Consider the following 15026-nt stretch of genomic DNA (forward strand, 5'->3'; position numbering starts at 1 on the left):
TTTAACCTCTGTTGCGGTGGCTTAATTTTAGCGTGTACACAACCACAATGAGTGGATCATTGCCGGTATAAAAAATATAAAGCACAAGACAATATTAATAATCAAATCTTTACCCACACCCGCTTTCAAAAACACAGCAACAGGTGGTAAGAATATAGACAAAATAATCAGTAATAGTTTGTTATCCATGCTTAACCTTATTTGTAGTTGGACTAATTTTAAGCATAGTTACTTATTGTGATTTTTGCTGTTTTAATAAACTTTAATTAAAAAAATTTAGCCTCTGCGTAAGTACAAAAAAAGCCCTAATCTAAATTAGGGCTTTGTATTGAACACACAATGATTTTAAAACTTTTTACTTTTAATTAGTTACTACGTACCGAAACAAACTCAGGGTAAGCATCAATGCCACAATCGTGTTGATCCATACCGTTTAGTTCTTCTTCCTCTGTTACCCGGATACCCATGGTTTTCTTAAGTATTGTCCACACAATAAGTGAAGCAATAAATACAAAACCTAAGATACATACTAAGCCAATTAACTGGTTCACTAGGGTTGCATCAGTATTTGATACTGGCACTAAGAGAATACCCAAGATACCGCACACACCGTGCACTGAAATAGCACCTACAGGGTCATCAATTTTAACTTTGTCTAGTGCTACAATGCTAAACACCACTAATGAACCACCTAAAATACCCAGTAAGCAAGCAAGTAAAGGTGACGGTGATAATGGATCAGCAGTGATAACAACCAAGCCAGCAAGCGCACCATTAAGTACCATAGTTAAATCTGCTTTACCCCACAACACTTTACAAACAAACAGTGAAGCAATGGCACCGGTTGCCGCAGCAGCGTTAGTATTTAACAATATTTTACCTACTGCAGTCGCGTTTTCAGCATCAGAGATAAGTAATTGTGAACCACCATTAAAGCCGAACCAACCCATCCATAAAATAAATGTACCTAATGTAGCCAATGGTAAGTTAGAGCCTGGAATTGGATAAATTTCACCATTTTTACCATATTTTCCTTTGCGAGCGCCGAGCATTAATACACCGGCAAGTGCTGCAGCAGCGCCTGTGCCGTGAACAATGGCAGAGCCTGCAAAATCAACAAAACCCATTTCAGATAAGAAACCGCCGCCCCATGTCCAGTAACCTTCAACTGGGTAGATAAAACCAGTTAACACTACCGCAAAGGCTAGAAAAGCCCACAACTTCATGCGTTCAGCAACCGCACCCGATACAATCGACATAGCGGTTGCAACAAATACGACTTGAAAGAAAAAGTCAGATTCTAAAGAATGATTTGCATCAGCGGCTTGGGTGCCAATAAGCCCACCTAGAGATGGAATTAAGCCACCTTCAGCGTTGTCTACATACATAATGTTGTAGCCAACTAGTAAGAACATGGTACATGCGATGGCATAGAGCGCCACGTTCTTAGTTAAAATTTCAGTGGTATTTTTTGAACGCACTAAGCCCGCTTCGAGCATAGCAAAACCTGCTGCCATCCACATTACTAAAATACCCGACATTAAAAAATAAAATGTATCTAACGAAAACTTGAGTTCTACGATCGTGTTTTCCATAAAGCCCCCTTAAATTGCTTCTTCATCTAATTCACCCGTACGGATACGGACAATTTGATCTAAGTCGTAAACGAAAATTTTGCCGTCGCCAATTTTGCCTGTTGATGCAATTTTGGTAATGGTCTCAACGACCCGTTGACAATTTTCGGTACGAGTAGCAATTTCCAGTTTAATTTTAGGAATAAAATCAACCTGATATTCAGCTCCGCGATACAACTCTGTATGACCTCGTTGACGACCAAAACCTTTGACGTCAACAACTGTCATCCCCTCAATGCCTAAATCAGCTAGCGCTTCTCGCACATCATCTAATTTAAATGGCTTTATTATTGCACTAATCATTTTCATAGTGGCCCCCTTCGGACGCTTATTGTTATCCTGTTTGCTAAGACAATCCAACCTTTGTGCCACTATTTTTAACGTTTTAAAAACAACAAATTACATAATAAAAACAAATTAACCGCATAAAAAATGCACCATACAGGTGCATTTTTTTAACATATTAGCTGAACTGGTGCAGCAGCCTAGCTTTGTCTGACGACACAGTCTCTACTTTGTTCTTTAGCTTGATACAAAGCCTTATCAGCTAGGCGCATGGCACTTGTTAACGTAACATTTTGAAATTTTGTTAAACCTATACTTACCGTAATTGCAAATACATCACCATTGATCACAAAATCATACTCAGACAACCGCACTCTAAACGCTTCAAGTAAAGAATACGCTTGTTCCAAATCTAAATTAGTTAATACAACCGCAAACTCTTCACCACCGACACGGGCAACGGTAAAATCTTTAAACGAACTACGTAATAAAGACGCTACTTGCTTTAAAGCCTGATCCCCAGCTTCATGGCCAAATTTATCATTGATCGCTTTGAAAAAATCAATATCGAGTAATGCTAAACTATTGTTAGACGATGTTTCTTTTAGCAGTTGTTCGGCAAATTGATAAAAATAACGGCGATTATAAAGATTAGTTAAATCATCGCGAAAGGCACTTTCTTTAATATCTGCTATCAGTGACAGCTGCTCCATAGTCTGTAATACACGACAATGGAACTCTTCATTCATAAAGGGTTTGGTTAAAAAATCATTCGCGCCAAATTTAATAAACCGTGCAGATAAACCATGCTTACCCGCACCTGACAAACCAATAATAGCTAAATCATCACGACCACGAAAATTTCGCACCGCCTTAACAAGCTCAAAGCCATCCATTGTCGGCATCGCATAATCAGTTAGTAACAATTTAATCTCGGGATCATTTTTCAGTATTTTTAGAGCTTGCTCACCATCATGCGCATCTTGCACATCAAACAGCTGCTTTTCGAGCATTTGCTTCATTAATGAACGACTTAAAACTGAATCATCGGCGATTAAGGCTTTGCAACCTTGATTACGTAATAGCTGCGCCACTAATTTAACCGCATAATGATATGAATCACGATTATCTTTAATTACATAATCAACGACCCCAAGCTCTAATATTTGCTGGCGCTTATATTCATCGATGGTAGATGTTAGTACCACTGTAGGGATAGCTTGCGCCAAGGTATATTTAACAACTTCGCCATTCATCGCATCAGGAAGGGTTAAATCGACCAAAGCAAGTGTGTACTGATGCTTCGCAATGAATTCTTTGGTCTCGGCAAGTGACCAGGCAAAATCGACAGCAACATCAAGATAATGAGCTGATAAGTGTCGCAACACCTGCTGGACCACTTTACTATCTTCAACAACTAAAACTCTTTGCATATATCTTCTCTACACTTCAGGTGGACATTGCGAGGGTAAACTTTTTACGAATAAAAAAACTAAAAGTCATAACAGGCGGTAATATACTTTATTATTAGCTTGAGCAAAATATATTGCTGAAAATATACGCATAAAAGCATAGCCTTTGCATTACTGATAATATTTATGTCTAGTGCTCACCGATTAATATCGTCGTCTAGTCTCATTCCCTTTGTTATTTACTTAAAAATTATCTTTAATAGGTTAACTATTGTTTAAAGGATCCACCATGAAGCTTATTAGTATCATTAGTGTCTCTGTGGCCATACTTACTTTGAGTGTAAGCACAGTCAGTTATGCAGAAAATCAACGTCGTATCGATGTCGATAGTAAAGTTGTCACTGAACATAAAGCGCGCATCAATGGCGAGCGTTTTTCATATACCGCAACCACAGGCACACAACCGGTATGGGATGACAAAGGCGATGCCGTTGCTACATTGCAATACACTTATTATGAACGCGACAAAGTTGACGATCGCACTAAACGCCCATTATTAATTTCATTTAATGGCGGACCTGGTTCTGCATCAGTATGGATGCACTTAGCCTATACTGGACCACGGGTATTAAAAATTGATGACGAAGGCTACCCTATTCAACCGTATGGCGTGAAAGACAACCCATACTCAGTGCTTGATGTTGCTGATATCGTTTACGTTAACCCAGTAAACACTGGCTACTCGCGTATTCTTGAAAACGATAAAGGTGAATTACCAAGTAAAGAGGCGCAAAAAAGCATGTTTTTTGGTGTCAATGCCGACATTAAATACCTAGCAGAATGGTTAAACACCTTTGTAAATCGCACAGAGCGCTGGCGCTCACCTAAATTTTTAATTGGTGAGAGCTACGGCACAACCCGCGTATCAGGCCTTGCCCATGAATTACAAAACAGTCAATGGATGTATATCAATGGTGTTGTGCTAGTTTCACCAACAGACATTGGTATTAAACGCGACGGTCCGATAAAAGCAGCTAACCGTCTACCTTACTTTGCTGCAACGGCGTGGTATCACAAAGCTTTAAGCCCAGCATTGCAAGCTAAAGATTTAGATGAATTACTACCAGAAGTTGAAGACTTTACCGTTAACAAGCTAATTCCTGCACTTGCTAAAGGTGGCTTTATTAATGATGAAGAAAAACGCGCTATCATTAAACAAATGGCACTGTATGCCGGTGTATCTGAAAAGTTTGTTGCGCAAAACAACCTTGATATTCCTACCAACTTCTTTTGGAAAGAACTACTACGTGAACGCGGTCAAACGTTAGGCCGTCTAGATTCGCGTTATTTAGGCATGGACAAGCGTGACGCTGGCGAATCTCCAGACTACTGGGCTGAGCTAACATCATGGTTGCATTCATTTACACCAGCCATCAATCACTACTTACGTGAAGAGCTTAACTATAAAACTGACGTAAAATATAACCTGTTTGGTAATGTACACCCGTGGGATCGCAGCAATAATAACACTGGTGAAAATCTGCGTTTAGCAATGGCGCAAAACCCATACCTCAATGTGATGATCCAATCAGGCTACTATGATGGTGCCACTAACTACTTTGATGCTAAATACACTTTATGGCAACTAGATCCAAGTAGTAAAATGCGTGATCGCCTAAGCTTTAAAGGCTACCGCAGTGGCCACATGATGTATTTACGCCATGCAGATTTAGAAACATCAAATAACGATTTACGTGATTTTATTTTACAGTCACTACCAAAAGAAGGTGAAGCTGCGAAGTATTAAACAGCGCTTAAAACCACTGGATTAAAAAAGCCCGTTTTTACGGGCTTTTGTTTATCGATAATTCGGATATACTCAAACTATTGATTTTACGTTTTTGGAAAACACAGATGACTGAAAACTTCCGTGTTATGTATGCAGGTCTAGCTCAAGATATTGAGCAATCGAATGCAATTAAACAACTGGCTGTAAAGCTCAAAGCCCCTGAAAGTAAAGTAGCTGCATTTTTTGAAAACAAACCCCTATTTGCGCCTTGTGAAAAAGAAAAAGCACTCAAGCAAGCAAAGCTACTTGCCAGCGTAGGCATCAAAAGTAAACTGCAACCAATAACCAACAACACACCAGCGGTAAGTAGCAGCGATACAACCAACCAGCGAGATGAGCGTATTTTTAACGCCCTTGATTACATCACCAGTAGTTTAATTCGCATCGAAGAAAAACTCGACGACCTAGAGCAACGCTTACCAGCCACAACCCAACAACCAGATCCTGATGAAGGCGACGAGTGGCAAACTGACGACCTATTGCTAGATGAAGAGCTGACAACGCCGATCAAAAAACGCAGTAACATGCTGCTGTATTCACTTATAGCTATGGTTGTTGTCTTGCTTGTAGTACTAGGATTGTCGTTTGCATTCCCTGATTTATTCAGTTTTATGGATAATTAACAGATAAAGCAAAAATAAATATGAGCGAAAAAAGAGCACTGATCCGCCAACAAATCCGTAAAGCACGTAACTCACTGTCAAAATTCGAGCAAAAAATTGCCGCAGAATCGCTTAAAGTGAATTTTACTCAACACTTAAAACAGCAAAAAACTATTGAAAATGCCCATATTGGCATTTATTTTAGCAATGACGCAGAACTAGATACCTCATTGTTAATAAAAGATCTTTGGACTAAAAACCACGCCCTTTACCTACCTGTAATCCACCCATTTAACGGCACTACTTTATACTTCCAGCGCTATGAAGAAAATTCACCCATGAGGGCAAATCGCTATGGTATCTTGGAGCCTAAGTTAAATTGTAGTCAGATATGCCCACTAGCGGAGCTTGATTATCTGCTAATGCCATTAGTTGCATTTGATGATAACGGTAACCGGTTAGGGATGGGGGGTGGCTTTTATGATAAAACTTTGGCGCGCTACGAAAAAGAAAACTGGCAAAAACCACAACTGATTGGCCTTGCACATCAATGCCAACATGTTCCAAGTTTACCGGTTGAATCGTGGGATGTACCATTAAATTACATAATCACACCACAGAAAATCTACCATTGGTAAGCAATTTATTTATATACTAATGGCAATCCCTCTCACCTATTGAGCACATAATCATGACACAAGATGAATTAAAAAAAGCAGCTGCTTGGGCTGCACTCGAATTTGTAAAAAAAGACACCATTGTGGGTGTTGGCACAGGCTCAACTGTAAACCATTTTATTGATGCATTAGGCTCAGTAAAAGACACCATACGCGGTGTGGTATCAAGTTCTGACGCTTCAACCAAAAAACTAAAAGCACTCGGTCTTGAAGTATTTGAACTCAATGATGTTGATGCCCTTGACGTGTACGTTGATGGCGCAGATGAAATAAATGCGCTGAACGAAATGATCAAAGGCGGTGGCGCAGCACTAACCCGCGAAAAAATAGTCGCAGCTGTAGCAAAACAATTTGTATGTATTGTTGATGAAACAAAAATAGTGGACACCTTGGGTGAATTTCCACTGCCGGTAGAAGTTATTCCAATGGCACGCAGTTATGTTGCTCGTGAACTGCTTAAACTAGGCGGCGATCCAGTTTATCGCCATGGCGTGGTAACAGATAATGGTAACGTTATTTTAGACGTACATAACTTGTCGATCAGCCAAGCAAAAGATTTAGAGCTGACAATTAATCAAATTGTTGGCGTAGTAACCAACGGCTTATTTGCCCACCGTGGCGCAGATAAAGTGATTATCGGTACCAAAAATGGGCCGCAAATTAGATAAATAGGATGAGGATATGAGTAAGGTATCGTTAGCAAAAGACAAAATTAAAATTCTTTTGCTTGAAGGTGTACATCAAAGCGCTGTAGAAACGCTAAAACGTAACGGCTACAGCAATATTGATTATGTAAAAACCTCATTGCCTGAGGACGAACTAATTGAGCGCATTAAAGATGTGCATTTTGTAGGCCTTCGTTCTCGTACTCATATTTCTGAAGCTGTACTTGAAGCGGCAGAAAAACTGGTTGCCGTTGGTTGTTTTTGTATCGGCACTAACCAAGTTGATTTAAGTGCCGCCCGCAAGCGCGGTATTGCAGTATTCAACGCACCGTTTTCTAATACCCGCTCTGTTGCTGAGTTAGTACTTGGTGAAATTTTACTATTGTTCCGTGGTATTCCAGAGCGTAATGCCATTGCCCACCGTGGCGGCTGGTTAAAAACCGCCAATGGCTCATTTGAAGCCCGTGGTAAAACTCTAGGTATTATTGGTTATGGCCACATTGGTACGCAGCTAGGTATCATGGCTGAAAATATCGGTATGAACGTTGAATTTTACGATATTGAAGACAAGCTAACCCTAGGTAATGCCACACAAGTACATAACCTAACGCAGCTACTGCAACGCGCTGATGTTATTAGCTTACACGTACCTGAAACACCGCAGACTAAAAACCTGATTGGTAGCGCGGAAATTTCAGTGATGAAGCAAGGTTCAATTTTGATCAACGCCTCACGCGGCACTGTAGTTGATATTGACGCCCTAGCAGAAGCACTTCGTGATAAAAAAATCAGCGGCGCTGCCATCGACGTATTCCCAGTTGAGCCAAAATCAAACGATGAAGAATTTGTATCGCCACTACGCGAATTCGACAACGTAATTTTAACACCACACATTGGTGGTTCAACTCAAGAAGCGCAAGAAAACATTGGTATTGAAGTAGCGGGTAAACTAGCAAAATACTCAGATAACGGCTCAACTATTACTGCTGTTAATTTCCCTGAAGTATCACTGCCAGAGCTTGCTAACCGTAGCCGTTTATTACACGTACACCACAACCGCCCAGGTGTGTTAACCCAAATTAACCAAGCGTTTGCCCAGCACGGCATCAACATCGCCGCGCAATACTTGCAAACAGACGAAGCGATTGGTTACGTAGTAATAGACGTAGATACCGACCACTCTGAAATTGCACTAAAAGAACTAAGTGCAGTAGAAGGCACGATCAGAGCACGTATTCTTCACTAACAGCTGTCAGCTGGTCAAAAAATAAAAGCCGTGCTTGTTAAATCAAGCACGGCTTTTATTTGGATGAAGAATAATACTTTTTTCAACCTTAGCCGATGAAATATTGCCAGTTTTATTGTCTGTATTAAACAAGTTTCACTTAAGTTACATCTTACTGTATTTGCTATAACGGCTCGCTTTTAAGAATATTTTCACAACTCGGTCAAAGATTTCTCTATTACTAAATTCCTCAATAGAGGCGTTAGCGAGGGTTTTCCTCTACCAAAACCTTATTGAGAAACGACGCAAGTACGCTGCGCATTTCGTCTACCCAAGGGTGAAATAGCCAAAAGGTGTGCGGTGTATCGGGTATGGTATACACTTGTTGATGGACGTTGTTTTTAATTAGCTGCGCTACAAAAGCATCTCTGCCAACATGAAAACGGTCATGGGAAGAGTTAATAAATAACGTTGCTGGAGTATGTTTACTTAAATATTCTACCGGCGAAACCGCATGCCAACGTTTTGGCTCTTGTGCATAACGCCCACCTAACCAAAGCGCTGCATAAGAAATCTTTCCAGGTTTATCTTCAAACATCCTCGCCGCTGTTGAGGTTAAATCAGCCACGCCGTCAATGTTCACGATTGCTTGCACTGCTTCGTAAGGCGATTTTGTATCGTGATTGGTACTCATGGCCCCGAATAACGTGGCCATATGAGCACCAGAAGACGCCCCTAACACCGCGATTTTTTTGGTATCTATCATATATAATTTATGATGTTGTTTTAGCCACTTAATCGCATCGTTGATATCTGCCATTGCAGCTGGATAGAGCGCCATTTTAGAGGTTCTATATTCGACACTTACCGCCACAAAACCTTGGCCAGCTAACCAGCGTGCCGTTGGCGTTTGATGAGACTTGTTACCAGTCCTCCATCCGCCGCCATGGATCATTACGACCAACGGTTTAGCCTGCTCTGCTTTATTAGGATAAAATAAGTCAAGGTGCAGCGTTGAGCCATCCACCGTTTTGTAAGCTAAGTTGTAATGTTCGCTGATGGACTGTGCTGTTTGCTCGATATTTTCCGGTTTGTTTATCGGACTAATAAAAGGAAACTGTTTCTTGTTTTTTCGATACTCACTTTCAATGGTGTACTCAGCCATTTCACCACTGAGTGAACTGACAACCTCACGCGTCGATACCTGCTGTATTGCTTGTTGAATACGGGGAGATTGATACCATTTACCCAAGATATTTTCCCAAGTAAAAGATGCTGCTTTACTCTCATTTAGCTGTCTTCTATTCGTTGTTATAAATGCCCCAGGACCGGAAGAATTGTACTCAAAAAAACGAGCATCTTCTGCACGAAACACCTTTTTACCACCGGCTCTAGCTGTTCCTTCCATTGGATGCCAAGCTTCTTGTTGAATATGCGCTCCCATCCAAGTATCTATAAATACTGTTTGTCCTATTGCATTAGGATCTGCATACCTTCCATCAGGGAATGTAGCTGTAGGATGCCAAGGTCTTCCTAACCCCATACTATTGTCTTGCACCCCTTCCTCTGCGCTAAGTGCACAATCAATAAAAACCAGACCAAATGCTTGCTCAATATTAGTACTTGGTGCAGTAATAAAACCTATGGGTAACTGTTTGTTAGGTCTAGCCCGAGTCACTATGTTCGACTTATAAAAAACGGCGGCTCCGCCCCCAAAAATAAAGTCAACATGACCACTTATGGTATTATTGATAAATAAAGATCTCCCTGCTTTCGTGTAAAGAGTATCTTGATATCCACTGATTTTTACATGATTAAACAATGCTTTATCACTACCATAGTCGGTCAATACAGCCACTGCTTGTAGACCTGATACACGTTTTGGATCCTCGTTACTCAGCGCATCGTAATACGCAAAGTCAAAGGTGTTCTCAATATGCAAGTTTTCAACACTAAAATTGGGTGATTTAATAGTTAACGTGGCTGAGTTTGATGTTCCTAGGTTGCCACCATTTACTGTTGCTTTTCCTGAATAGTCATCAAAATATAATCGAGTAGTATCAGCCCCTGCACCTGATAACGTAATAAAAGGTTTGTTAATAACGAGTTTTTCATAATAGTCACCAGAGACTATTTTAATAATATAGGGCTGAGATAAATTATTAGGTGCTTGCTCAATAGCTTGTGCAATGGTGGCAAAAGCGTGTTCATTGTTTTTATCAACAATTGCATCAACTCGTGGTGATACGAGTTCATTCGCAGATAAGCTTTGACATATAAGTCCAAAGAAAAATAATAAGCCCTGAATAGTACCGCTTATTGTTTTTAACCGACCATGTAACTGCATGTGAAGTTTTCCTTACATAGTAAAAATAGCATGTTTAAAGTAGGCCTGTGGCGAGTAAGTAAGATCATTTTTTACTAACTATATTTGGCTGCCAGCCACGCATCACGTTTTTAATGGTGTAGTCTTGCGCTTCGACTTGACTCAGTTGATGCGCCCAAGCCACTCGCTTAATACTATTAGTCCCCTGCCCTGAGTTATTAAACTCAGCATAAAAAACGGTTTCCTGTTTACTAACATCCCCCCAATTTTGCCAACCTTCAGGAGCAATATGCAGACCTAAGTCAGAGTTAATGAACACAGTTTTAGCGTGGTGTCTCCAAGGACGGCCAAGATAAACTTTATCAACAGCAGCACTGGCAGTTAGCTTCACACGATTAAACACAAATCCAAACGCCTGATTTTTAGGGGTAGAAGCAGCTGTAATATAAGAGTTACTGAGTGACTTAACTTCACAGTCTTCGAACATTGCTGTGCCTTCACCAAAAATAAAGTCTGTGGTGCCTTCGATATAACAATCTTTGAAATACGAGCGAAACCCTTCGCCAGCTAGGTACAAGGAATCTTGATGGCCTTTGATAGCTACGTTATTTATGCTTACTCGATCAGCCTCGATATGCAAAGCAACAGCCTGCCCAACCGCGCCTGCACTATTAATAATAGTCAAATTTTGGGCGCTAAAGTCATTCCCTCGCACCATTAATGTATATGTGTGAAAGGTACTATTTCGACCTAAATTTATCTTATTAAAATGGTCGCCATAGGTAATAATTGTATTTTCTTTACTTTCACCTATTAGTTTTATTCGTGTATTCCATGAGTAAACTTCTACCTTTTCTGCATAAACGCCATTTTTAACGAAAATACTTATGTCATGCCAAGGGTAAGTTTTACTTGCATTGATTGCTGCCTGAATGGAAGTAAAATCGCCCGTACCATCTTTGGAGACTACCATCTTTGTGGCGTACTCTTGAGCCACTACCGATCGCGCCCCAAATGATACAAGAAACAATGTAATTAAAAGCGCTAAAGGACTTGTTCTTTTGTTTTTTGTAATCACTGTCGTAACCACCCTTTTATTATTGATATCACAATCGCTCTCATCTTATGGGGACAGCAACTGAACACCTGTAGCCATAACTTCTACATAGCAGTCACAGTTTGCAACATAGCTGATTATCTGTGAACGAAGTTAGCATGTAACGCAATTCCAACTAATTGGACTGGTATTTATCCAAAAAATCTTCTTCAATACTTATTTCTAACAAATTATGCTACCGGTGGCAAATTTATTTAAATATCATTCCCTAAAAAAATCATCGTGTTATTTTTTACAAAAATAAAGCTCGCAGATCTAACGATACAAATCATACATTATATTAACAAACAACTTGACACCAAACTGCCACCGGTGGCAACCTAATAAAAATAAATTTTATTAGTGGTAACTTATGTAAACAAAGTAACAGCATCTCTACTTTTAATTTAACGCGCTACCTTATCAAATAGTGCGCAATTTAATCTCTCTTTGTTCCAAGGAAGCAATAATGAAACTAACACACACATTTATGAAAAGCTTAATTGCTACTAACGTGCTTGCCGCCCTTACCGTAAGTTCATTCTTTAGTAACGCTCAAGAATCTCAACCAGCAGCATCTGAGGATGTTGAGGTCATTGAAGTAAAAGGCTTTCGTGGTTCTTTAATTAAAGCCTTAGAAGCCAAACGAGATGCAGCTAATACTCGTGAGTCAATTATGGCTGAAGATATTGGTAAGTTTCCAGACTTAAATGTGGCAGAAGCCATTCAGCGAGTTCCTGGAGTGGCAATATCGCGCGAAGGTGGTGAAGGTCGTAATATTGTTCTACGAGGTTTTAGCCCGGGTTTTACCCGAACTACGCTTAACGGTATGGAAGTACCCGCAGGAAGTGATGGTCTCGATTCTGGCGGCGTAACTGTTAACAATAGTCGAGCCTTTGACTTCCATGTATTTGCATCAGAGCTTTTCAACCGTATAGATATTCAAAAAACGCAAACAGCCTCGATTGAAGAAGGTGGTATTGCTGGTACAGTCGATATGTACTCTGCACGCCCTTTTGATAACCCCGGCTTCAATTCGACCCTGTCACTTAAAGGTGGCTATAATGATTTAACCAGTGAAGTTGACCCTAGGTTTGCTTTCTTAGCCAGTAATACATTTGCTGATAATACCTTTGGTGCACTTTTTTCGGTCGCAGTATCAGATAGAAGTGTGCGTCAAGAAGGCTTTGGCAGCGTGCGCTGGGAGCCAACAAATCGAATTGGTAATGGCACATGGGGTGACACTTCTGGGCTATCGACCATCAACGGAACGCCTAGTAATTACTGTGGTGCTGAAGAAGCTATATCCTGTTTATGGGTACCTCGGTTACCGCGGGCTGATTTTTTCGGGAATGAGCAAAAACGTATTGGGGTTACCGGTTCTTTGCAATATAAGCCTAATGACGACATGTTATTCACATTGGATATATTGCATTCTGAGTTAGAAAATGATCGCAGAAACTACAACTCTATGGAGTGGCTAGTTAATCGTGGTGCTCCGGGTGATTTCCAAGGTCAAAGCCCCGTTTCGTTTACGGTCGATGAGTCGGGTAAAGTCCTTGTTGCTGGCAGTTTTGAAAATGTCACCTCATGGTACGAAAGCCGATACCAGGTGTCCGATTCGATATTTGACCAGTATGTATTATCTGGCGATATTCAACTTAATGATCGCTGGTCGCTTGACCTTATGGCTGGTATGGCTAAAAACGACGCTGACAGAGAGGAAATTCGTTATTACTACCGATCGGTTCCCCACTTCTATTCCTATGATTACAGCAGTGGAAATGCAGCGACAGTAGATTATGGCGATTACGATACGACCGATCCTAATAACTACCTTGATGCAGTCAATGCCTCTAATCGTAGTGACGATGTTAAAAAATCAAATACCACAGTGAAACTGGATCTCGCTTATGCCGGAGATAGCTTTGATATAAAAACCGGACTTGCCTTTAATGACAGAGAAGTTGAATATCGAACGGCAGATGGTGACTTTACTCCCTTTGATCCTTCAAAATATACAACCCCATTTCCGTATTCGGATTTTGGTAAAGGCTTAGATGGCGCTACTTTGGCTCCTTTTCTTGTTGCTGACTTTGATAAGCTAGAGGCCGACGGTATTCTTACTCATAATTATACCAATAATGCAGCTCAAGGCTGGGTGGTAGGTGAGAAAACACAAGCCATTTACCTTGAATTAAACAGTGATCATGAAATTGGTGACATGTATCTTCGTACTAACTTTGGCGTGCGCTATGTCAACACTGAGGTCACTTCTGAAGCCATTATAAACAATAGTCCTTTGTCGGTTACGCGCGATTACAATAACTTCTTACCATCGATGAATTTAGCACTTGAAGTCACCGATGATATAGTGACTCGTTTTGCTTATGCTCGCAGCATGACTCGCCCAAGTCTAGGTAGTTTAAATATTGCTTCACCGCAGTTTGGGTATACGACTTTTACTGTAGGTAACTTAGGTAATCCTGGACTGAACCCTTATGAATCAAATGATGTTGACCTGAGTGTTGAATGGTATTTCGCAGAAGAAGCTGTTGTTGCTTTTAATGTTTTTAATAAAGACATAGTGACCTCTCTTGATACTGAAGAAGTAGAAAAACTGGTAGACGAAGAGTTTTGGCCATCTATTTACGCTGATCCTCAGTATATAGCCACAGCCCCCCTAGGTGACCCCGCATCGCAAACCTATACACACCGCATACCAGTCAATAATAACGACGGCTATAGCGTGACTGGTTATGAGCTGATGTATCAACAACCCTTTATCTTTTTAGACGGTTGGCTGTCTAACTTTGGTGTGGTTGCTAACTTCACACATGTAAGCGCACAAGACTCTACAGGCTTGTCACCCAATTCTTATAATGCAACATTGTATTATGATGAAGAAAACTATGGCGCTCGTATATCATTAAACAAACGCGATGATTACCTACTTCAAGAGCCAGCCGGAAACGGCCATGCTCAAGAGCGTAAGTTTGGTCCGACTCATGTAGACGTATCTGCATTTTATAATGTGAATGAAAACATTTCGCTTTCACTGGAAATTATTAATTTAACAGACGAAGTTGAACGTATATATGGTACCGGAGACGGAGATCTCAACTTAACGAGAGAATACAGCCATACCGGTACACAATACTTTATCGGCGCAAGTTATACATTTTAGTAAACTGCAACGAATCAGTGTCTATTTGAACTGATAAAAAAGCCCGCAGATACATAAAATATGCGGGC

Annotated in this window: 12 protein-coding genes; 6 read left to right on the top strand and 6 right to left on the bottom strand. The window is 40.5% G+C overall.

The window, feature by feature from the left end; translation table 11 throughout:
• Window positions 1-27: 27 nt before the first annotated feature.
• From PVK79_RS19475 to PVK79_RS19490, 4 genes are all read right to left on the bottom strand, one after another.
• Window positions 28-189 (bottom strand): YqaE/Pmp3 family membrane protein, encoded by a 162-nt coding sequence (locus PVK79_RS19475; protein WP_145241282.1) that lies wholly within the window; start codon window positions 187-189, stop codon window positions 28-30.
• Window positions 190-365: 176 nt separating this feature from the next.
• On the bottom strand, window positions 366-1595 hold the full coding sequence (locus tag PVK79_RS19480) for an ammonium transporter (protein ID WP_145241280.1): 1230 nt from the start codon (window positions 1593-1595) through the stop codon (window positions 366-368).
• A 9-nt stretch (window positions 1596-1604) separates the two neighbouring features.
• Window positions 1605-1943, bottom strand: coding sequence for a P-II family nitrogen regulator (locus PVK79_RS19485; protein ID WP_016708666.1), 339 nt, complete (start codon window positions 1941-1943; stop codon window positions 1605-1607).
• 176 nt (window positions 1944-2119) lie between these two features.
• Entirely contained in the window at window positions 2120-3352 is a 1233-nt protein-coding gene (locus tag PVK79_RS19490) for a GGDEF domain-containing response regulator (protein ID WP_257324043.1), read from the bottom strand.
• 268 nt (window positions 3353-3620) lie between these two features.
• Here PVK79_RS19490 and PVK79_RS19495 point away from each other — a divergent pair, with 268 nt between their 5' ends.
• The 5 genes from PVK79_RS19495 to serA all read left to right on the top strand — a co-directional run bounded on the left by PVK79_RS19495 (window position 3621) and on the right by serA (window position 8370).
• Window positions 3621-5138 carry a S10 family peptidase gene (locus PVK79_RS19495; RefSeq protein ID WP_145241276.1) on the top strand — a complete coding sequence of 506 codons (1518 nt, stop codon included), beginning with the start codon at window positions 3621-3623 and terminating at the stop codon, window positions 5136-5138.
• Window positions 5139-5245: 107 nt separating this feature from the next.
• Window positions 5246-5803, top strand: coding sequence for a hypothetical protein (locus PVK79_RS19500; RefSeq protein ID WP_145241274.1), 558 nt, complete (start codon window positions 5246-5248; stop codon window positions 5801-5803).
• 20 nt (window positions 5804-5823) lie between these two features.
• Window positions 5824-6420, top strand: a complete 597-nt coding sequence (locus PVK79_RS19505; RefSeq protein ID WP_182734688.1) for a 5-formyltetrahydrofolate cyclo-ligase — start codon at window positions 5824-5826, stop codon at window positions 6418-6420.
• 53 nt (window positions 6421-6473) lie between these two features.
• Window positions 6474-7127: a ribose-5-phosphate isomerase RpiA gene (gene rpiA / locus PVK79_RS19510; protein WP_257324044.1), complete on the top strand. Its 654-nt coding sequence runs from the start codon at window positions 6474-6476 to the stop codon at window positions 7125-7127.
• 13 nt (window positions 7128-7140) lie between these two features.
• Window positions 7141-8370 carry a phosphoglycerate dehydrogenase gene (gene serA / locus PVK79_RS19515; RefSeq protein ID WP_145241268.1) on the top strand — a complete coding sequence of 410 codons (1230 nt, stop codon included), beginning with the start codon at window positions 7141-7143 and terminating at the stop codon, window positions 8368-8370.
• Window positions 8371-8611: 241 nt separating this feature from the next.
• On the opposite strand, the gene PVK79_RS19520 is transcribed toward serA, so the two are convergent.
• Together PVK79_RS19520 and PVK79_RS19525 are read right to left on the bottom strand one after the other, a co-directional pair.
• Window positions 8612-10696 (bottom strand): pectinesterase family protein, encoded by a 2085-nt coding sequence (locus tag PVK79_RS19520; RefSeq protein ID WP_257324045.1) that lies wholly within the window; start codon window positions 10694-10696, stop codon window positions 8612-8614.
• Between the two features lie 64 nt (window positions 10697-10760).
• A complete protein-coding gene (locus PVK79_RS19525) occupies window positions 10761-11672 on the bottom strand; it encodes a pectinesterase family protein (RefSeq protein WP_274803939.1) in 912 nt (303 codons plus the stop codon).
• A gap of 568 nt (window positions 11673-12240) precedes the next feature.
• Here PVK79_RS19525 and PVK79_RS19530 point away from each other — a divergent pair.
• Window positions 12241-14958 (top strand): TonB-dependent receptor, encoded by a 2718-nt coding sequence (locus PVK79_RS19530; protein WP_257324047.1) that lies wholly within the window; start codon window positions 12241-12243, stop codon window positions 14956-14958.
• Window positions 14959-15026: the final 68 nt, after the last annotated feature.

The sequence above is a fragment of the Pseudoalteromonas rhizosphaerae genome, assembly GCF_028885455.1.
In the GTDB taxonomy this organism is placed as follows: domain Bacteria; phylum Pseudomonadota; class Gammaproteobacteria; order Enterobacterales; family Alteromonadaceae; genus Pseudoalteromonas; species Pseudoalteromonas rhizosphaerae.